This is a genomic window from Massilia sp. Root133 (genome assembly GCF_001426525.1).
Classification (GTDB): domain Bacteria; phylum Pseudomonadota; class Gammaproteobacteria; order Burkholderiales; family Burkholderiaceae_D; genus Telluria; species Telluria orientalis.
This window is the reverse complement of sequence record NZ_LMEW01000024.1, coordinates 1-18,747: the sequence shown is the minus strand read 5'-3', so window position 1 is coordinate 18,747 and position 18,747 is coordinate 1. Positions and strand designations below refer to the sequence as shown.

The window sequence follows — 18,747 nt, the reverse complement described above, 5'->3', positions numbered from 1 at the left end:
GGCACTTCATCAAACGCCCACACTTATCGACTGTTTATTGTTAAAGAACTGTATTCGGTACTGCCTTGCTGCGTTTGCGAATCGTTTTGTTCGTCAGCAGCAGAGGAACGAGATTATGCAGTGTTTCGTTTAACTCGTCAACTCATCTTTTTCATCAGCGCAAGCGGCGTTGTCAAACCACCTAGCTCAACTGTTTGATTTCGCTGAACTTTTCTTGCACCGCCGAAGCAGGACGCGAACTATAGCAAAACGGATCGGGGGTATGCAAGGGGCTTACCGTAAGAATTTTCGAGTTGCTTCTGTGCTATCTTTGCCGGCTTCATCACCCCATGGAGTCCCCATGCGCATCGCCCCCACCAGCAATCCGGATTTCGCCGCCGCCCTCGCCGCCGCCATCAATAACAAGACGAAGCCGCTCGGCAGCCTCGGCGCCCTCGAACGGCTGGCCAGCCGCCTCGGCCTGATCCAGAACACGGTCGCGCCCACGATCCGGCAGCCCGCCATCCTCGTGTTCGCGGGCGACCATGGCGTCGTCGCTGAAGGCGTGTCTGCCTACCCGCAGGACGTCACGTGGCAGATGGTCGAGAACTTCCTCGCCCAGGGCGCCGCCATCAACGTGTTCGCGCGCCAGAACAATATCGACCTGCACGTCGTGGATGCGGGCGTGAATCACGATTTCGGCGCACGCCCCGGCCTCGTCGACCGCAAGGTGGCACACGGCACCCGCAACTTCGCGCTCGAACCGGCGATGACGCCGGCGCAATGCGCCACCGCACTGGAACACGGCGCGGCCCTCGCGGCCGACCTGCCCGGCAACGTGGTCGGCTTCGGCGAGATGGGGATCGGGAATACGACGGCGGCGGCAGCCTTGATGCACAAGCTGACGGGGATTCCCGCCGCGGAGTGCGTCGGCGCCGGCACCGGTCTGTCACCGGACGGCGTGCTGCGCAAGCAGCGCGTGATCGAAGCGGCGGCCGAGCGTCATGCCGGCGTCGACGATCCCCACGCCGTGCTGGCCACGTTCGGCGGTTTCGAGATCGCGATGATGGCCGGCGCCATGCTGAAGGCGGCCGCGCTGCGCAAGGTCTTGCTGATCGACGGCTTCATCGTCACGAGCGCCCTGCTCGTCGCGGCGCGCATCGAACCCGCGATCCTGGATTACTGCGTGTTCGCGCACTGTTCGGACGAATCGGGTCACCGCCGCATGCTGGACGCGCTCGGCGCCGAGCCACTGCTGCACCTGAACCTGCGCCTCGGCGAAGGCACGGGCGCCGCGCTGGCCCTGCCGCTGCTGCACGCGGCTGCGAACTTCCTGAACGAGATGGCGACGTTCGCGTCGGCCAGCGTCAGCGAAAAATCCGCCTGATGCATCAAGTCCGCCTGTTTTTCATCGCGCTGCAGTTCTTCACGCGGCTGCCGATCCCGGCCTGGGTCGGCTTCGAGGCCGCGTGGCTGCAGCACGCATCGCGCTACTTCCCGCTCGTCGGCGTCGTCGTCGCGGCGGTTGCGGCAGGCGTCTATTACGCGGCCGCGCTCGTGCTGCCCGCACCCGTGGCGGCCGTGCTGTCGACCGCGGCGTCGATCTATATTACCGGCGCATTCCATGAAGACGGCTTCGCCGACACGTGCGACGGCCTCGGTGGCGGCATGACGAAGGAACGGGCGCTGGAGATCATGAAGGATTCGCGCGTCGGCGCATACGGCGCGATCGGCATCGTGTGCATGCTGGCGACCAAGCTGTCCGCGCTGGCGATGCTGCCGCCGCGCGTGGCCGTGGCCGCGCTGTTCGTCGCGCATCCGTTGTCGCGCCTTGCCGCCACGGCGCTGATCTGGAAGCTGGACTATGTGCGCGGCGAAGGCAAGGCCAAGCCGCTGGCGCAGCAAATGACGACGGCCGAATTCGCGATCGCGACGATCACCTGCGCGCTGCCGGCGGCGTATGTGCTGGCCACGAATGCGATGACGCCGGCCGCCATGCTGGCCGCGATCATCGCGGCGGCACTCGCCGCGCTGTGGCTCGGCCGCTTGTTCGTGCGCCGTCTCGGCGGCTACACGGGCGACTGTCTCGGCGCCGTCCAGCAGCTGGCCGAAGCGCTCATCCATGTCGCCGTGCTGGCCACGCTGGGCCACGGCGCCTGGAACGCATGACGCTGTACCTGGTCCGTCATCCGCAACCGGACGTCGCGGCCGGCCTGTGCTACGGCGCCAGCGACGTGCCGGTCACCGAAGCAGAACTCGCGCGCGTGCACGCCGGGCTCGCCCTGCCGCGCGACCTGCCCGTCTACTCAAGCCCATTGCGACGCTGCGCCATGCTGGCCGAACGCCTGGCACCGAGCCGCGTCACGCTCGACGCGCGCCTGGCCGAGATGGATTTCGGCGCGTGGGAACTGCTCCCGTGGTCGGACATCCCGCGCGCCGACGTCGACGCCTGGGCCGCCGACCTGCTCCACTACCGCCCCGGCGGCGCCGAGAACGTGCTGGACGTGGCCCGCCGCGTGCAGGCCTTCGTCGCCGATCTGCGCGCGCCGTCCGCCGTGGTCGTCTGCCATGCGGGCACCATCCGCCTGCTGGCGGCGCTGCATGGCGGCGCACCACTGGAACAGGCCGCGCTCGATGCGGCGCGAATGCCGCATCGCATCGGCTACGGCCAGCTCGTCGTGCTGGGCGTATAATGTCGGCGTTTTGGTGCTCGCGCTCCTCTCTGGGGCGCAGTTAAACGGGAAACACGAAGCGCTTTTCAGACAAGCGCCAACGTGTGCTGCCCCCGCAACGGTAAGCAAGTGCCTGCGCGCTCTCACGCGTGCGCGGCAACCGTCCCCACATACCACTGTGCATCCGCATGGGAAGGTCGGACGGCCATACTTGCCAGCCCGGATACCGGCCAAAAGGTGGAAGCGTCCTGCGCTTCTGTTCACCTGGCTGACGGGGACGTCGGCCGGTTGGTCTACACAATAAAAGTCATGTCCTTTCCTGTTTCCCGGCAAGCGGCCGCGCTTTCGCTCGCATTCGCTGCCGCCGCATCGGCCCACGCCGACCCCATTCCCGACACCGTCATCGTCACCGCCAACCGCACGCCGCAACGCGCCGAAGACGTCATCGCCGACACCGTCGTCATCTCCAGCGACGACATCGCCCGCGCGGGCGCCGGCTCCGTCGCCGACGTGCTGCGCCGCCAGCGCGGCATCGAAATCTCGCGCAACGGCGGCGCCGGCACCAACACCACCGTGTTCCTGCGCGGCGCCAACAGCAACCAGGTCGTCGTGCTCGTCGACGGCGTGCGCATCGGCTCCGCCACCACGGGCGCGGCCTCCTGGAACGCGATCCCGCTGTCGGCCATCGACCATATCGAGATCGTCTACGGTCCCCTGAGCTCCGTGTACGGCGCGGATGCCATCGGCGGCGTCGTGCAGATCTTCACGAAGAAGAGCGAAGGCGCGCCGATGTTCAGCGCCAGCGCGGGCGGCGGCACCTACGGCACCAACCAATACGACGCCAGCGTGCACGGCTCGACGGGCGGTACGCACGGCGTGACGTATGCCCTCTCCGGCGCGCACGAAGAATCGGACGGCTTCTCGTCCACGCGTCCCGGCTCGTCGAGCTACAACGCGGACGATGACGGCTACACGCGCAACAGCGTCAACGGCCGCATCGCGTTGCGCCTGGCCGAAGGGCACGAGATCGGCGCGCAATTCATGCAGAGCCGCCTGAATGCGCAATACGACAGCGGCAAGTCGGCCTTCGACACCCACAACATCCAGGAACTCGACAGCTACAGCGTCTTCCTGAACGACCGCTTCCTCCCGAACTGGCGCAGCAGCGTCCAGGTGGCGCGCTCGGAAGATAAACTGGGCAGCTTCACGAGCACGGCGCCGTCCGGCGCCACCCAGCTGAACACGCGCCAGGACGAGTTCACGTGGCAGAACACGTTCGACATCGCCGGCGACACACTGCAGGTGCTGGCCGGCCACCGCAAGGAAAAAGTCCTGTCCAGCGCCATCGCGGACATCAACCGCACGCGCATCACGAATTCCGTCGCGGCCTCGTACGACCTGCGCCGCGGCAGCCACCTGCTGGACGTCAGCGCGCGCAACGACCACTCGGAATACGGCGGCAAGACAACGGGCGCCGTCGGCTACGGCTATGAATTGACGCAGGACCTGCGCGCCACGGCGAGCTACGGCACGAGCTTCCGCGCCCCCACGTTCAATGAGTTGTACTACCCGGGCTATGGCCTGACGTCGAACAAGCCGGAACGGGGCCGCAATGCGGAAGTGGGCGTGCAGTACCGCGTGGCCGGCGTCGACCTGCAGGCGAACTACTACCGCAATCGCCTGACCGACATGATCGTGTCCGTCACGCCGTGCCCGGGCCGCCCGAACGGCAGCTGCGCCTACAACGTCGACCACGCCCTGCTGGAAGGCCTGACGCTGGCGGCCGACACCCGCATCGGCAACCTGGACCTGCGCGCCAGCGCCGACCTGCAGGATCCGCGCGACGAGACGACCGGCAAGCAGCTGGCCCGGCGCGCGCGCCGCCACGCCAGCGTCGCGGCCGACTACACCGTGGGTGCCGTGGAAACCGGTGTCGAGCTGCAGGCCTCCGGCCGCCGCTTCGACGATGCCGCCAACGCCAACCGCCTCGGCGGCTACGGCCTGCTGAACCTGTACACTACCTGGCACATGACGCGCGACTGGTCGCTGCTGGTCCGCGTCGACAACGCGGCCGACAAGCGCTACGACCTGGCGCGCAACTACGGCACCTCCGGGCGCACGTGGTTCGCGGGTATCCAATATGGTAGCCACTGAGGGAGTCCGCTAACACCATGTTCCGACGAGCCATGCACCCTGTACCACCGCCCTTGCGCCAGCGCGCCATTCCGATCATCGTCACGCTGCTGTGCGTGGCGGCCGCCAGCCTGCTCGTCGCGGGCATGAGCGGATCGATTGCGGTCGCGCCGGCCGAGCTGCCGGACGCGGTGGCGCAGGTGCTGCGCGGCCGGCCCGAATCGCTGGCCGCGTCGCTCGTCGAGCTGCGCGCCGGCCGCGCGCTGATGGCCTTCGTCACCGGCGGTGCGCTCGCGCTGGCCGGCGTCATGATGCAGGCGCTGCTGCGCAATCCGCTCGCCGACCCGTACGTGCTCGGCATCTCGGCCGGCGCGTCGGTCGGCGCGCTGTTCGCGCTCCTGATGATGTGCGCCGCGGCCACCGTGGACGGCGCGGCGATGGCCGGCGCCGTGACGATCGCCCTGCTGCTCTATCTGCTCGCGCGGCGCGACATGCGCAGCGGGGTTGCGGTGGAAGGCGGCACGTCGATGCTGCTGCTGACCGGCACGATCATGCAGTCGGCCAGCATGGCGCTCGTCACGCTGATGCTGTCGATCGCGCCGGAAGGACGCCTGCGCAGCATGGTGTTCTGGATGATCGGCGACCTGGCCGGCGCGCCGCTGCGCATCCTGCCCTGGATCGTGCTGGCCGCGGCGCTCGTGTACGCGCTGCGCAACGCGCGTGCGATGAACATGCTCGCGCTGCACGCGGAAGCCGCCGCCACGCTGGGCGTGCGCGTGGGCGCCGTGCGCAAGGGCCTGTTCTTCGTGTCGGCCGTGCTGACGGCGAGTGCGGTGACGAGCGCCGGCGCCATCGGCTTCGTCGGCCTGATCGTGCCGCACGCCTGCCGCTTTGCGTTCGGCCCCGATCACCGCGTGCTCATCCCGGCCGCCGTGCTGGGCGGCGGCAGCCTGCTCGTGCTGTGCGATACGGTCGCGCGCACGGTCGTCGCCCCGACCCAGCTGCCCGTCGGCGCCATCACGGCGCTGATCGGCGCGCCCGTCTTCCTGTATCAACTGCACCGGATGCACAAATGACGATCACGACCCGACAACTGGAATTGCGCGCCGGCGACCGCGTACTCGTGCACGGTCTGGACTGGGAGGTGCGCGCCGGCGAATGCTGGTCCATCATCGGCCGCAACGGCGCCGGCAAGAGCACCCTGCTGCGCACCGTGGCCGGCCTGCGCGCGCCCGATGCGGGCACCGTCGCGCTGCACGACCGCCCGCTGCCCGACTGGCCGCCGGAAGCGCTGGCACATGAACGCGCGTACCTGCCGCAGTCGCGCAGCGACGCATTCGCGTACAGCGTGATGGAGACCGTGCTGTCCGCGCGCCATCCTTACCACGCCAACCATTACTGGGAACAGAGCGACGACCATCACGCGGCCGTGAACGCCCTCGTGGCGATGGAAGTCGACCACCTCGCCACGCGCGACGTCCGTACGTTGTCCGGCGGCGAGCGCCAGCGCGTGGCCATCGCCGCGCTGCTCGCGCAGGACACGCCGCTGCTGCTGCTGGACGAGCCGGCGAACGCGCTCGACCTGGCGCACCAGGTGCGCACGATGTCGCTGCTGTCGCGCCTGTGCCGGCAGAGCGGCAAGACCATCGTGATGATCGGCCACGACCTGAATCTGGCACACAGTATCTCCACCCACGCCCTGCTGCTGATGGGCGACGGCCGCTGGCACGCCGGCACCGTCGACGACGCGCTGCAGGCACCGCTGCTGAGCAGCTATCTCGGCCACCCGATCGATGCGATCGAGAACAAGGGCCGCCGTATTTTCATTCCCCTGGAGGCCCCTCATGACTGAAATGACCCTTGAACAAACCGCGGAACTGAACGAGCGCCACCGCGCGCGCATGGAACGCAAGAAGGCGATCATCGACGCCAAGATCGCCGCGGCCGACAAGAAGATCGGCATCATCATCGTCAACACCGGCAACGGCAAGGGCAAGAGCTCAAGCGCGTTCGGCATGGTCGCGCGCGCGCTGGGCCACGGCATGAAGGTGGGCGTCGTCCAGTTCATCAAGGGCGCGATGTCCACCGGCGAAGAGATGTTCCTGCGCCGCTTCCCCGACGACGTCGGTTTCCACGCGATGGGCGAAGGCTATACGTGGGAGACGCAGAACCGCGAGCGCGACATCGCCAAGGCCGAAGAAGCCTGGGAACAGGCGCGCCGCTTCCTGGCCGATCCCGCCTACGGCCTCGTCGTGCTGGACGAACTGAACATCGCGCTGAAATATCGCTACCTGGACGTGCACACGGTGATCGCCGACCTGCTCGACCGCCCGGACATGCAGCACGTCGTCGTGACGGGCCGCGCGGCGCCGCCGGAACTGATCGCCGTCGCGGACACCGTGACCGAAATGAACGTCGTCAAGCACGCCTTCAAGGCGGGCATCGCGGCGCAGGCGGGGACGGAGTGGTGATGGCCTCCGGCGCCCGCATGCTGCTGGTCGCGGCCATCGCGTCCGGCCAGGGCAAGACGACGGTGACGGCCGCGCTGGCGCGCCGCCTGCGCGGCATGGGCCAGCGCGTGCACGTCTTCAAATGCGGGCCGGACTTCATCGACCCGATGGTCCTCGAGCACGCGAGCCGCGCGAAGGTGCATACGCTCGACCTGTGGATGGTCGGGCTGGAGCAGAGCCGCCAGCGCCTGGCCCGCGCGGCGCGCGACGCGGACGTCGTGCTGGTCGAGGGCGTGATGGGCCTGTACGACGGCGATCCGTCCGCCGCCGACCTCGCGCGCGCATTCGACCTGCCCGTGCTGGCCGTGATCGATGCGTCGGCGATGGCGCAGACGGCCGGCGCCGTCGTGCTGGGCCTGCGCGACTACGGGCCCGTGCGCATGGCCGGCGTCGTCGCCAACCGCGTCGCCAGCGAGGGACATGCACGCATGGTGGCGGCGTCGCTGCGCGACATCCCGCTGCTCGCGACCTTGCCGAAGCAGGCGCGCCGGCTGCCGGAACGCCATCTCGGCCTCGTCGTGCCGGGCGAAGTCGCCGACATCGACATCATCCTCGACGAACTGGCCGACCAGTTGCAGCTGGACGAGGCGCAATGGAACGCGCTGGCGCCGCAGCTGCCGGACGAGGCCTTGCCGGAAGAACCGGTGGCGCCGCTGCTGGCCGGGCTCACGGTGGCGATCGCGCGCGACGCCGCGTTCTGCTTCCTGTACCCGGCCAATGTCGACACGCTGGAAGCGCTGGGCGCGCGCATCACGTGGTTCTCGCCGCTCGCGGACGAGCCGGTGCCCGAGGATGCCGACGCCGTCTACCTGCCGGGCGGCTACCCGGAACTGCACGGCGAAGCACTGGCGCGGGCCGGGCGCTGGCAAGCATCGATCCGCGCGGCGCATGCGGCGGGGCTGACTATCCTCGCGGAATGCGGCGGCATGATGGTGCTGGCCGAATCGCTCGCGGACAAGGAAGGCCGCGACTGGCCGATGGCCGGTCTGCTGCCCGGCCGCGTGCTGATGCAGCAACGCCTCGCGGGACTGGGATCGCAGGGCCTCGCGACGAACGCCGGGCAGATGCGCGGCCACACCTTCCACTATTCGCGCCTGGAGACGCCACTCGCCCCCGTCGCGTGGACGGTCAAGCATCCGTCCGGTGCGCAGGGCGAGGCCGTCTACCGCGTCGGGTCGCTGACGGCGTCGTACTTCCACGCGTTCTTCGCCTCCAACCCGGCCGCCGTCGCGAGCCTGCTGCAGGGAGAGCTGGAATGAGCCGCACCCTCGTCCTCGGCGGCGCCCGGTCCGGCAAGAGCGGGCTGGCCGAACGGCTCGCGCGCGCGTCCGGCAAGGACGTCGTGTATGTCGCGACGTCGTATGCGGGCGATGCCGAGATGTCGGCGCGGATCGAGCATCATCGCGCGCGCCGGCCGGCCGGGTGGACAACGGTGGAGGAAGCGACGGCGCTGGCGGCCACGTTGCGGACGTTGTGTGCCCCCGGCCGCATCGTGCTCGTCGACTGCCTGACGTTGTGGCTCACGAACCTGATGTTCTCCACGCAGCGGGAATTTCCCGAGGTCGGCCCCATCGACCTGCCGCCGCTGTTCGTCGATGAACGTGCCGCGCTGCTCGACTGGCTGGATGCCAAGCCCGCCGGCGACGTCGTCTTCGTATCGAACGAAACCGGCATGGGCATCGTGCCCTACGGCGCAGTGTCGCGCGCCTTCGTGGACGAAGCGGGCCGCCTGAACCAGGACGTCGCGGCGCGCTGCGACCGCGTGCTGTTCGTCGCGGCCGGCCTGCCGCTCGTGCTGAAGGGCGCACCATGCTGAGCGGGCTGGCGCCCACGACGCTTGCGCTGGCGCTCGTCGCCGGCATCGTGCTGGACCTGTTGCTGGGCGAAGCGCGGCGCTGGCATCCGCTCGTCGGCTTCGGCCGGCTGGCGTCCGCACTGGAACGCCGGCTCAACGGAGGGCGCTCGCGCATCGCACGCGGCCTGCTCGCGTGGATGCTCGCCGTACTGCCGTTGTCGCTGCTTGCGTGGCTCGCGTGCGCGTACGCCGGCGCGGCCGTCCATGCCGTGCTGCTGTACCTGGGCATCGGCCTGCGCAGCCTGCGCGACCATACGTTGCCGATCCATGCGGCGCTCGTGCGCGGCGATCTCGATGCGGCGCGCGGCCTGACGTCGCGCATCGTCAGCCGCGACACGGAGCAAGCCGGCGAATCGGACCTCGCCAAGGCCGGCGCCGAATCGCTGCTCGAAAACGGCAACGACGCGGTGTTCGGCACGCTGTTCTGGTTCCTCGTCGGCGGCGGCGCCGGTGTCGTGCTGTTCCGCCTCGCGAACACGCTGGATGCCATGTGGGGCTACCGCAATGCGCGCTTCAACCTGTTCGGCCGCGTGGCCGCACGCATCGACGATGTGCTGAACTACGTCCCTGCGCGCCTGACCGCCCTGTCGTACGTGCTGCTGGCGGAACGGGGCCGGCTGCGCGCCTGGCGCTGCTGGCGCGCGCAAGCGCCCGCGTGGAGCAGCCCGAACGCGGGCTCCGTGATGGCCAGCGGCGCCGGCGCGCTGGGCGTGCAGCTCGGCGGCGCGGCCGTGTACGACGGCGTGACGGAACAGCGTCCCCCGCTCGGCACCGGTCCCGACGCGTGCGCGGACGACATCCTGCGCGCCTGGCGCCTCGTGTGGCGCACCACGCTGCTGTGGGCCGTCGTGGCCGGCGGCGCGCTGTTCGTATTGGATGGAGCGATCCATGCTTGAACACGGCGGCAACCTGCGCGCGGCGCAGCAACGCTACGGCGGCACGGACTGGATCGACCTCTCCACCGGCATCAATCCGCACGGCTATCCGGCGCCGGCGCCGACGCCGGACGCGTGGCACCGCCTGCCCGAACGGGATCCGGAGCTCCTGCGTGCCGCATGCGCGTACTACGGCGCACCGCAGTTGCTGCCGGTCGCGGGCACGCAGGCGGCGATCCAGGCCCTGCCGCGTCTACGGGCAGAACTTGCCGGGCCGGCGCGCGTGACGATGTCCGCGCCGTCGTATGCGGAACACGCGCACCACTGGGGCCGCCACGGCCACGTCATGCATCAGGTGGCGTACGATGCGCTCGACGATGCGGTGGACGGCAGCGACGTGGTCGTCGTCGTCAACCCGAACAATCCGACCGGGGCGACGGTGGCGCCGGACCGATTGCTGGCGTGGGCCGAACGGCTCGCGGCGCGCGGCGGCTGGCTCGTCGTGGACGAGGCGTTCGGCGACACGGCGCGCGCGCTCAGCGTGGTGGCCCACGCCGGCCGGCCCGGTCTCATCGTGCTGCGCTCCGTCGGCAAATTCTTCGGCCTGGCCGGCTTGCGGCTCGGTTTCGTCGGCGCGGACACTCCCCTGCTGACGGCGCTGGACGACCTGCTCGGGCCATGGGCCGTCAGCGGCCCGGCACAGGAGATCGCGATCGCCGCGCTGCGCGACCACGGCTGGCAACAGGCCACGCAAACGCGCCTCGCGCGCGACGGCGCGCGCATGCACGCGCTGCTGGCGAACCATGGCATCGACACGCACGGCACCCCGCTGTTCCACTGGTGGGCAGAGCCGCGCGCCGAGGCCTTTCATGAACACATGGCGCGCCGCGCGATCTGGCTGCGGCTGTTCCCCGGCGCGGCACGCGGCATCCGCGTCGGCCTGCCGGGGAACGAATCCGCATGGCGGCGCATCGAACAAGCACTCCGGGAATGGAACGACACATGAAACGACCGATCATCACCGCCGCCGCGCTCCTGTGCGCGGCCAGCCTGCAGGCGCAGGCCGCCATCAGCGTCAAGGACGACGCCGGCGCCACCGTCACCGTCGCGAAGCCGGCCCAGCGCGTGATCTCGCTGGCGCCGCACGTCACCGAGCTGCTGTTCGCGGCGGGCGGCGGCAACCATGTCGTGGGCGTCGTCTCGTACAGCGACTTTCCCGAGGAAGCGAAGAAGATCCAGCAGATCGGCTCGAACCGCGAAGTCGACCTGGAACGCATCATGGCGCTGAAGCCCGACCTGGTCGTCGTCTGGCGCCACGGCAGTTCCGAACGCCAGATCGAGATGGTGCAGAAGCTCGGCATCCCGATGTTCCACAGCGAGCCGCAGAAGCTGGAAGACATCGCGGACAACGTGCAGAAGCTCGGCCAGCTGATGGGCACCGACGCCGTCGCCGGCCCCGCGGCAGCTAGCCTGCGCGGCAGGATCGCCGACCTGCGCGCCCGTTATGCGAAGCGCCCCGTCGTACGCAGTTTTTACCAGGTGTGGGACAAGCCGCTGTACACGCTGAACGGCCGCCACATCGTCAGCGACGCGCTGCGCCTGTGCGGCGGCGAGAACATCTTCGACAAGCTGCCCGTGACGGCGCCCGTCGTGTCGGTCGAAGCCGTGCTGCAGGAGAATCCGGAAGCGATCTTCGCCACCGCGGAAAAGAACTACGGCGGCGTGAGCCTGTGGAAGCCCTACGGGACACTCACCGCCGTCCGCAACAACAACCTGTTCACCATCGACGGCAACCTGCTCAACCGCTCCGGCCCTCGCATGATCGCCGGTGCCGCGCAGCTGTGCGAGAAGCTCGAACTGGCGCGCAGCCATCGCGGCAAATGAACCGCTTCCCTTACTCCACCCTGATGGTGCAGGGCACGACGTCGGACGCGGGCAAGAGCACGCTCGTCGCCGCGCTGTGCCGGCTGCTGGTGCGCCGCGGCGTGCGCGTGGCGCCGTTCAAGCCGCAGAACATGGCCCTGAACAGCGCCGTCACGAGCGACGGCGGCGAGATCGGCCGCGCCCAGGCGCTGCAGGCCGTCGCCGCGGGACTCGAACCGCACACGGACATGAACCCGGTGCTGCTCAAACCGTCGAGCGACACGGGCGCGCAAGTCGTCATCCACGGCCGCGTGCGCGCCGAGATGAATGCGCGCGACTACCACCAGTACAAGACGGTGGCGATGCAGGCCGTGCTGGAATCGCATGCGCGGCTGCGCGCGCAATACGACGCCGTGATCGTGGAAGGCGCCGGCAGCCCGGCCGAGATCAACCTGCGCGACCGCGACATCGCCAATATGGGGTTCGCGGAGGCGGTCGACTGCCCGGTGATCCTCGTCGCCGACATCGACCGCGGCGGTGTGTTCGCCCACATCGTCGGCACGCTGGCCTGCCTGTCGGACAGCGAACGCGCGCGCATCAAGGGCTTCGTCATCAACCGCTTCCGCGGCGACATCAGGCTGCTCGAACCGGGCCTGGACTGGCTGGAAGAACAGACGGGCAAGCCGGTGCTGGCCGTGCTGCCCTATCTGCACGGGCTGTATCTCGATGCGGAAGATGCCGTGCAGGCCGTGACGCCCGGGACCGGCGCGTTCCGCGTGGTCGTGCCCAGCTATCCGCGCATGAGCAACCACACGGATTTCGATGCGCTGCGCGTCCATCCCGACGTCGACCTGCGCTTCGTGCGCGAAGGCGAGCCGGTGCCGGACGCGGACCTCATCATCCTCCCCGGCAGCAAGAACACGCGCGGCGACCTCGCCTGGCTGCACGCGCAGGGCTGGCCGGAGCGCATCCGCCGTCACCTGCGCTACGGCGGCAAGGTGATCGGCATCTGCGGCGGCTTCCAGATGCTGGGAGCCTGCGTCGACGACCCGCACGGCGTGGAAGGCGCGGCCGGCCACTCCAGGGGGCTCGGCCTGCTGGGCCTGGGCACGACGCTGACGCGCCAGAAGCGCCTCGCGCAGGTGACCGGCCGCTGCGTGTTCGCGCCCGATGCGCTGGAGGCGGCGGTTACCGGCTACGAGATCCACATGGGCGTGTCGACGGGCGATGCGTTGTCCCGGCCCGCGTTCGAGATCGACGGCCGCCCGGAAGGTGCCTGCTCGGACGATGGCCAGGTGCTGGGTACCTATCTGCACGGGCTGTTCGACCATGCCGATGCGTGCACGGCGCTGCTGCGCTGGGCGGGGTTGCACAGCGCGCATGTCGTCGACACGGCGGCGCTACGGGAGGCGAGCCTGGACCGGATCGCGGATGCGGCGGCGCCGCTCCTCGACCGGCTGCTGGCGCTCGCCTAGCCGCCGTGCCCAGCGCCGACATCGGGTAAATCTGCAGGCCGGGCGGCAGGTCCGTCACGGGGGCGCTCCTCGGTGGTCGATAAAGCCAGCCTATCGCCGGCTTCAAATCATCCGATTGGCCCACTCAAATGAGAATCGATATCATTTGAGCGAGCTGGACGATAAAGGAGAATCTCATGGCAGCGGCACGCAAAGGCAGTCAGGTCATCACGCACATGGCGATCGGTTTCGCGATCGCCTATGCGTTCACGGGGTCGATCGCGCTCGGCGGACTCGCCGTGGTGGTCGAACCCGTGCTGAACGTGCTGCTGCTGCCGTTCCACGAACGGGCGTGGGCCCGCGGGGTGCATGCGGCCAGCGGGCGGCGCCGCTACCTGCTGGCCAGCCTCGAGAAGATCAGCCAGGCCGTGATGCACGCCGTCATCGCCTTCCTCGTGCTGTATCTCGCCACCGGGTCGGTGGCCTTCGGCGGCATGGCGGCGCTGCTCGAACCGGTCTGCAACGTGATCCTGATGCCGCTGCACGACCGGTTGTGGGACAACGCGATCGGCCGCGGCGTCAGTACGTCCCCGACTTGACCATCACTCCCCGGACGCGCCCTCGCGCATCGCATCGAGCGTCTGCCGGTCGAAGACCGTGCCGTTCTTCCGGTCGAACAGGCCGAAGCTGTTCGGACCGAGATCGCCCGTGTCCCAGTAAAACGGGATCATGCCGTTCTTCAGGGCGGTCTTGACGACGTACTTGTGATAGTAGGCGCGGCTGGCGAGGTGCAGCTTGAGATCGTCGCCCGTCAGTTGCGAGCGGCGGATCGCGCCGAATTCGCCGAGGAGGACGGGGATGCCCTTGTCCACGAACTGCGCTTTCATGCGGCCGAACAGGTCGTCGACCAGTGCCTCCTCGCCCGCGGTCGCGTTGCGGGCGGTGTCGGTCCTGGAGTGATACGCCGCGCCCCAGTAATAGGCTTGCTTGCCCCACGCCTCGTCCTTCGTCATCAGGGCGAAGTTGAACGGGGTATAGAAGTGGACTTCCGCCATCAGGCGGCCGGGGACGGTATCGGTCGGCATGGCCGTCATCAGCTTGTTGGTCTTCTCGATGTCGGTGCTCGGCCCCTGGACCACCAGCACGCGGTAGGCGTTGCGGCCGCCGGTCGAGCGCACGGCATCGACGAAGGTCTGATGGTACGACGCCAGGATGGCCATCTGGCCGGCGTCCTTGACGTCCGGTTCGTTGGCGCTGGCGAAGAGCACGTGGCCATCGAAGTCGCGCAGCAGCGTGGCGATCTGTTCCCAGTACGCCTTCTGTTTCGCGTTGACGGCGGCCTGCCTGTCGGCCGTGAAGTTCTCCTGGAGCCAGCCGCCGTCCCAGTGGATGTTCACCAGCACGACCATGTCGTTGTCGACGCAGTACTGCACCACCTGCTTCACACGGGCCAGCCAGGTGTCGCTGATCTTGCCCGTCTTCGGGTCGGCATACTGGTCCCACGCCACGGGCAGGCGGATGGCATCGAAGCCGCCCTGCTTGACCAGCCGGATCAGGCGATCGCTGACGAGCGGATTGCCCCAGTTGGTCTCGCCGCCGATGGCTTCCATCGTATTCCCGACGTTCCAGCCCAGGCGCATCCTGCCCGCCATGTGCACCGCGTCGTCGCGCATGCCCGACATGTCGGCGGGCAGCGGGTTCGGATTGTAGCTGGGGTGGTGTACCGGTACCGGCGCCGGCGTCCGGGCGCGCAGCGCGGCGAGCGCCAATCCCAGCACCAGCAGCGCGGCGCAGGCAAGACCGATCTTCTTCATGAAACGATTCATTCCGTCTTCCAGAACACGGTTGGCGCTTATTTGCGCAGCAGCTCCGCGCCGAAGGGCTCGAGCCGCAGCGTGCCGCTCCACGCGCGGCCACCGAGCACGCCGGTGGCAGTACCGTCGAACTTCACGTCCTGCGGTTGGGTCGTCGTGTTGACGTACAGCGTGCGGCCATCGACCTCGCGGGCATAGACGCCTTCCGGTGTCGCGGGGCCCCGCTTGATGCCTAGTTCGCCGTACAGGCTGCGGTACAACGCCTGCATGACGGGGCGCTGCGCGGCCGTGGCGACGTAGATCGCCCTGCCCTTGCCGTAGCGGTTTTCGGTGATCGCGGGCGGCGCATCCGGCACGTTGGTCAGGCGCGCGACGACCTTCGCAGTGGACGGCTCCAGCACTTCGTAGAACTTCGTCGTCGTCGTCACTGTCTTGCCGTCGAAGCCGACGTCGAGCGGCGCGTCGGCGTTGTAGTATTCGCTGGTGCGCAGGCCGAACACGTCGCTGAGGCGGCCCGGCAGCGGGGTGTCGAACCATTGACCGGTCTCGCTGACCTTCGCGGAGAACGCCGTCATCACGACGGTACCGCCGTCCTGCACGTAGCGGCGCAGCGCGTCCGCACTCGCCTTGTCCATCAAGACGTCGGCCGCCACCACGACCATCTTGTAGCGCCGCAGGTCGTCATGGCCCACGTGGATGACGGCGGTGTCGATGTTGTCGTTGAAGATGGGCGCGAACGCGTTATGGATCTGGTCCATGTACGGGATCGTGAAGTACTGGCGCATCGTGTTCGACGGCCCCGGCGGCGTCGAGGCGTTGCGGCTGTCGAAGGAATATGCGAATGCGACCTGCGGTTCGGTGTGGCGCGGGAAGCCTAGCGTCTGCAGCGTCTTGAACTCGCGGGCGATCGTGCCGAATTCCCACAGCTTCCACGACGGCTTGCTGTCGTGGTCGAGGAGGCCCATCAACGCCTGCTCCTCGCCGCCGAGGTGGGAATTGTACGTCCATGCCATCACCGACTGGGCGCCGAGCAGCAGGCCGAAATGAGCCCACATGCGCGAGCGCCCTTTGGTTCCGTAGTAGCCGCCGCCGCCCGCCGTGAACTCGTTGAACCAGATGGGCGTGTCCAGGCCGGCCTTCATCATCAATGCTTCAAAGCCGGACCCCACCGGCTCGCCCGGATAAAAGCCCATCGCGCCGTAATGCGCGTACTGGCGATACGTCGACAGATAATCGAAGCCCTTGCGCCCGGCGCTGTCCCACAGGTTCGAAATCGCCGGCTTGTCCGGCCCATACTTCACGCGCACGGCTTCGAGGTCCTTCAGCACGGCGATCGTGTTGTCGGACCAGAAGCGGCGCAGGTCGAGGTTGCGCTCGGCCGGGCCGGGACCGTCCGCATACGGCAGTTCCACTTCGTCCCACGACGACAGGTGGCGCGACCAGCGCTGGGTCGCCCATGCCTGGTTCAGTGCATCCAGCGTACCGTATTTGCGTTTGAGCCAGGCGACGAACCGGGTCCGGTCGGCCTTCGAATACGACATGAACGTGTTGCCGATCTCGTTGTCGAACCCGATCGCGATCACGGCCGGATGTTTGCCGTAGCGCTGCGTCAGCTTCTCGGCCAGACGGACGGCGTGACGGCGGTAATCCGGGTCGCTGATGTCGAGCATGTAGCGCTCGGCCGGCTGCACGGTCGCGCCCTGCGCATTCACGAGGTTCACGCCGGGGTATTTGTGGTGCAGCCACAGGGGCGCCGGCGTGCCGGGAATATCCACGATCACCTTGATGCCGTTCGCCTGCATGGCGTCGACGATGCGGTCGAATTCCTCGAACTTGAACTTGCCGTCTTCGGGTTCGAAGTAATCCCAGGACAGGTCGCCCATCCGGACGACGTTGAACCCGGCCTTCTTCATCAGGGCGATGTCCCGCTGGATCTGGTCGGGTGTGCGGTCGACAGGCTGGTAGCACGTCCCGACGAACAGTTGTCCCGGGCCGGGCCAGCCCGCGGGGGCGGCGAGCGGGAGCGAGGCAGGCCCGGCCAGCGTGGCCAGGGCGAAGGCGATCTTTGCGATGAGTTTCATTTTTGGATCTTTTGAAAGTTTCTCGACCACAAAAGAATAAGGGTGCACGGCGCCGTCTCATTAACGACAATGCAGAAGATTTGGCAAAAAATGCAGGATTTGTTATGAGTCGTGCTGCTCCTGCTGCGCGGTGCTCGCCACGGTCTTGAAGACCTTGGGCGTGCAGCCGTATTCTTCCTTGAACAGCTTGTTGAAATATGAGACGTTGGCGTAGCCGACGGAATAGGCGACCTCGGCCACGGTCACGGCGGGCGCCTCGGTGAGCAGCCGGGCCGATTCCGTCAGCCGAAGTTTTTTCAGATACGCCGTGAACGTCATGCCGAGTTCCCCCTTCAGCACTTCATTGACCTTGTTGCGGTTGGCACCGGTTCCCGCGACGACGCTGTCCAGGTCCAGGTCGGGATTCGTATAATTCGTCGCGATGAAACGCAGGACGGCCGCCTTTTCCTTGTCCTTGAACGGTTCGAGTGTCAGCTGTCGATAGGCGACGAGTGGCAAGTCCTTCCTGAGCTTGGTGTCCAGGCTGGCAGACAGTTCGCGCGAGTGGGCCCGGAAAAACCAGAACGCGAACGCGCACCAGCTGCTCACGAGGATGATCGCCAGGGCGACGAGATATCGATAATCGCGGCCATGTAACGTCACGCGACTGATCTCCACGCGGCTGTCGCGGTCGCGTGGGGTCTGCTGGCTGACACCGAAGACGAATTTCGCCACCTGGTTCAGTTGATAAGACTGATGCGACAGGTCGAGATGCATCCTGTCGTACCACCACTGCGGAATGGTCAGCCGCGTCAAGTCCAGCGATACGGGCGTACCCTTCTCATTGCAGGAGAAAAACGTGAGCGGCGACGGGTAGGTCAGGTAGTCGCCCGGCTTCGAGATGGTCGCGTCGAATGTCGGCAAGGCGAATATGAGGGCGTTCATTGGATTGCATTTGGCCGTGAACGTGATGGTGTCGAATCTCGACAAATCCACCGGCACGGCATTGCCTTCGCCGTCCTCGAACAACATGTCTGCCGAGACGAATGGATACGTCGTCGCCCGCGTGAGCCGGAAGTCGAAACGCAGCGATCGCTGGGCGGTCTCGATGACACGTATCGTCGAGGTACCGCCCTCTGGCGCGTCCGTCTTCGTGACGGGGCGCCAGTACAAGCCCCCGCCGCCCGGCGGCATCAGCGCGGCGGATGGATAACTTTGGTACACGCACAGGCAGGCGATCAACGCGTCCGCGAGCAGCAACAAAAGGAGCGCATAAAGCGCTTTTTTATAGAAATTTTGCATCTTGCCTACATCGGGTGTCTCGTCAGGAAAGCTTAGCGCCGCCGGCGCATGAAAGCGTAACAGGGCTGCAGTTTTTTATATGACGATGCAAAAATTTTCGTTTTCAGGGCAATTTTGCTATTGGCGGCAGATGGCGCTGAAAAGCAAAAAGCCCGCTCAGTGCATACTGAGCGGGCTTTTCTAATAACTAGCCTGACGATAACCTACTTTCACACTGGTTGCAGCACTAT

General features: G+C 67.5%; 18 protein-coding genes and 1 riboswitch. Of the genes, 15 read left to right on the top strand and 3 right to left on the bottom strand.

Going from position 1 to position 18,747, the window contains the following annotated elements; genetic code table 11:
• From ASD28_RS32845 to ASD28_RS17835, 15 genes are all read left to right on the top strand, one after another.
• The coding region (locus tag ASD28_RS32845) for a hypothetical protein (protein WP_229412403.1) at positions 1–198 on the top strand (198 nt) is incomplete at its 5' end.
• A 142-nt stretch (positions 199–340) separates the two neighbouring features.
• Positions 341–1,366 carry a nicotinate-nucleotide--dimethylbenzimidazole phosphoribosyltransferase gene (gene cobT / locus ASD28_RS17900; protein WP_056130998.1) on the top strand — a complete coding sequence of 342 codons (1,026 nt, stop codon included), beginning with the start codon at positions 341–343 and terminating at the stop codon, positions 1,364–1,366.
• On the top strand, positions 1,366–2,148 hold the full coding sequence (locus ASD28_RS17895) for an adenosylcobinamide-GDP ribazoletransferase (protein WP_056130995.1): 783 nt from the start codon (positions 1,366–1,368) through the stop codon (positions 2,146–2,148). Before cobT ends, ASD28_RS17895 begins: the two co-directional genes overlap by 1 nt.
• Positions 2,145–2,672, top strand: a complete 528-nt coding sequence (gene cobC, locus ASD28_RS17890) for an alpha-ribazole phosphatase family protein (RefSeq protein WP_056130992.1) — start codon at positions 2,145–2,147, stop codon at positions 2,670–2,672. Before ASD28_RS17895 ends, cobC begins: the two co-directional genes overlap by 4 nt.
• Positions 2,667–2,901: riboswitch (cobalamin riboswitch) on the top strand. (Overlaps the previous gene by 6 nt.)
• 59 nt (positions 2,902–2,960) lie before the next feature.
• A complete protein-coding gene (locus ASD28_RS17885) occupies positions 2,961–4,805 on the top strand; it encodes a TonB-dependent receptor domain-containing protein (protein ID WP_056130990.1) in 1,845 nt (614 codons plus the stop codon).
• 32 nt (positions 4,806–4,837) lie between these two features.
• Positions 4,838–5,860, top strand: coding sequence for an iron ABC transporter permease (locus ASD28_RS17880; RefSeq protein WP_056130987.1), 1,023 nt, complete (start codon positions 4,838–4,840; stop codon positions 5,858–5,860).
• Positions 5,857–6,636, top strand: coding sequence for an ABC transporter ATP-binding protein (locus ASD28_RS17875; protein ID WP_056130985.1), 780 nt, complete (start codon positions 5,857–5,859; stop codon positions 6,634–6,636). Before ASD28_RS17880 ends, ASD28_RS17875 begins: the two co-directional genes overlap by 4 nt.
• Positions 6,629–7,255 (top strand): cob(I)yrinic acid a,c-diamide adenosyltransferase, encoded by a 627-nt coding sequence (cobO, locus tag ASD28_RS17870; RefSeq protein WP_056130981.1) that lies wholly within the window; start codon positions 6,629–6,631, stop codon positions 7,253–7,255. Before ASD28_RS17875 ends, cobO begins: the two co-directional genes overlap by 8 nt.
• A complete protein-coding gene (locus ASD28_RS17865; protein ID WP_056130979.1) occupies positions 7,255–8,553 on the top strand; it encodes a cobyrinate a,c-diamide synthase in 1,299 nt (432 codons plus the stop codon). The genes cobO and ASD28_RS17865 overlap by 1 nt, the downstream gene beginning before the upstream one ends.
• Positions 8,550–9,110 (top strand): bifunctional adenosylcobinamide kinase/adenosylcobinamide-phosphate guanylyltransferase, encoded by a 561-nt coding sequence (gene cobU / locus ASD28_RS17860; RefSeq protein WP_056130970.1) that lies wholly within the window; start codon positions 8,550–8,552, stop codon positions 9,108–9,110. Before ASD28_RS17865 ends, cobU begins: the two co-directional genes overlap by 4 nt.
• A complete protein-coding gene (cbiB, locus tag ASD28_RS17855) occupies positions 9,104–10,045 on the top strand; it encodes an adenosylcobinamide-phosphate synthase CbiB (RefSeq protein ID WP_056130967.1) in 942 nt (313 codons plus the stop codon). Before cobU ends, cbiB begins: the two co-directional genes overlap by 7 nt.
• Entirely contained in the window at positions 10,038–11,030 is a 993-nt protein-coding gene (cobD, locus tag ASD28_RS17850) for a threonine-phosphate decarboxylase CobD (protein WP_056130964.1), read from the top strand. The genes cbiB and cobD overlap by 8 nt, the downstream gene beginning before the upstream one ends.
• Positions 11,027–11,908, top strand: a complete 882-nt coding sequence (locus ASD28_RS17845) for a cobalamin-binding protein (RefSeq protein WP_056130961.1) — start codon at positions 11,027–11,029, stop codon at positions 11,906–11,908. Before cobD ends, ASD28_RS17845 begins: the two co-directional genes overlap by 4 nt.
• Positions 11,905–13,362, top strand: coding sequence for a cobyric acid synthase (locus tag ASD28_RS17840; protein WP_056130958.1), 1,458 nt, complete (start codon positions 11,905–11,907; stop codon positions 13,360–13,362). Before ASD28_RS17845 ends, ASD28_RS17840 begins: the two co-directional genes overlap by 4 nt.
• A gap of 176 nt (positions 13,363–13,538) precedes the next feature.
• On the top strand, positions 13,539–13,940 hold the full coding sequence (locus ASD28_RS17835) for a DUF2061 domain-containing protein (protein WP_056130954.1): 402 nt from the start codon (positions 13,539–13,541) through the stop codon (positions 13,938–13,940).
• Positions 13,941–13,943: 3 nt separating this feature from the next.
• Here the strand turns inward: ASD28_RS17835 and ASD28_RS17830 are convergent, their stop codons facing one another.
• From ASD28_RS17830 to ASD28_RS17820, 3 genes are all read right to left on the bottom strand, one after another.
• On the bottom strand, positions 13,944–15,167 hold the full coding sequence (locus ASD28_RS17830) for a glycoside hydrolase family 5 protein (RefSeq protein WP_200948983.1): 1,224 nt from the start codon (positions 15,165–15,167) through the stop codon (positions 13,944–13,946).
• 26 nt (positions 15,168–15,193) lie between these two features.
• Entirely contained in the window at positions 15,194–17,236 is a 2,043-nt protein-coding gene (locus ASD28_RS17825) for a beta-galactosidase (RefSeq protein WP_056130951.1), read from the bottom strand.
• 102 nt (positions 17,237–17,338) lie between these two features.
• Complete coding sequence (locus tag ASD28_RS17820; RefSeq protein WP_160410941.1) at positions 17,339–18,478, bottom strand: AraC family transcriptional regulator; 1,140 nt, start codon at positions 18,476–18,478, stop codon at positions 17,339–17,341.
• Positions 18,479–18,747: the final 269 nt, after the last annotated feature.

Excerpts from the sequence above, each read along its gene's own strand:
- cobT (WP_056130998.1), top strand. The coding sequence starts at position 341 with ATGCGCATCGCCCCCACCAGCAATCCGGATTTCGCCGCCGCCCTCGCC.
- ASD28_RS17895 (WP_056130995.1), top strand. The coding sequence starts at position 1,366 with ATGCATCAAGTCCGCCTGTTTTTCATCGCGCTGCAGTTCTTCACGCGG.
- cobC (WP_056130992.1), top strand. The coding sequence starts at position 2,145 with ATGACGCTGTACCTGGTCCGTCATCCGCAACCGGACGTCGCGGCCGGC.
- ASD28_RS17885 (WP_056130990.1), top strand. The coding sequence starts at position 2,961 with ATGTCCTTTCCTGTTTCCCGGCAAGCGGCCGCGCTTTCGCTCGCATTC.
- ASD28_RS17880 (WP_056130987.1), top strand. The coding sequence starts at position 4,838 with ATGCACCCTGTACCACCGCCCTTGCGCCAGCGCGCCATTCCGATCATC.
- ASD28_RS17875 (WP_056130985.1), top strand. The coding sequence starts at position 5,857 with ATGACGATCACGACCCGACAACTGGAATTGCGCGCCGGCGACCGCGTA.
- cobO (WP_056130981.1), top strand. The coding sequence starts at position 6,629 with ATGACTGAAATGACCCTTGAACAAACCGCGGAACTGAACGAGCGCCAC.
- ASD28_RS17865 (WP_056130979.1), top strand. The coding sequence starts at position 7,255 with ATGGCCTCCGGCGCCCGCATGCTGCTGGTCGCGGCCATCGCGTCCGGC.
- cobU (WP_056130970.1), top strand. The coding sequence starts at position 8,550 with ATGAGCCGCACCCTCGTCCTCGGCGGCGCCCGGTCCGGCAAGAGCGGG.
- cbiB (WP_056130967.1), top strand. The coding sequence starts at position 9,104 with ATGCTGAGCGGGCTGGCGCCCACGACGCTTGCGCTGGCGCTCGTCGCC.
- cobD (WP_056130964.1), top strand. The coding sequence starts at position 10,038 with ATGCTTGAACACGGCGGCAACCTGCGCGCGGCGCAGCAACGCTACGGC.
- ASD28_RS17845 (WP_056130961.1), top strand. The coding sequence starts at position 11,027 with ATGAAACGACCGATCATCACCGCCGCCGCGCTCCTGTGCGCGGCCAGC.
- ASD28_RS17840 (WP_056130958.1), top strand. The coding sequence starts at position 11,905 with ATGAACCGCTTCCCTTACTCCACCCTGATGGTGCAGGGCACGACGTCG.
- ASD28_RS17835 (WP_056130954.1), top strand. The coding sequence starts at position 13,539 with ATGGCAGCGGCACGCAAAGGCAGTCAGGTCATCACGCACATGGCGATC.
- ASD28_RS17830 (WP_200948983.1), bottom strand. The coding sequence starts at position 15,167 with ATGAATCGTTTCATGAAGAAGATCGGTCTTGCCTGCGCCGCGCTGCTG.
- ASD28_RS17825 (WP_056130951.1), bottom strand. The coding sequence starts at position 17,236 with ATGAAACTCATCGCAAAGATCGCCTTCGCCCTGGCCACGCTGGCCGGG.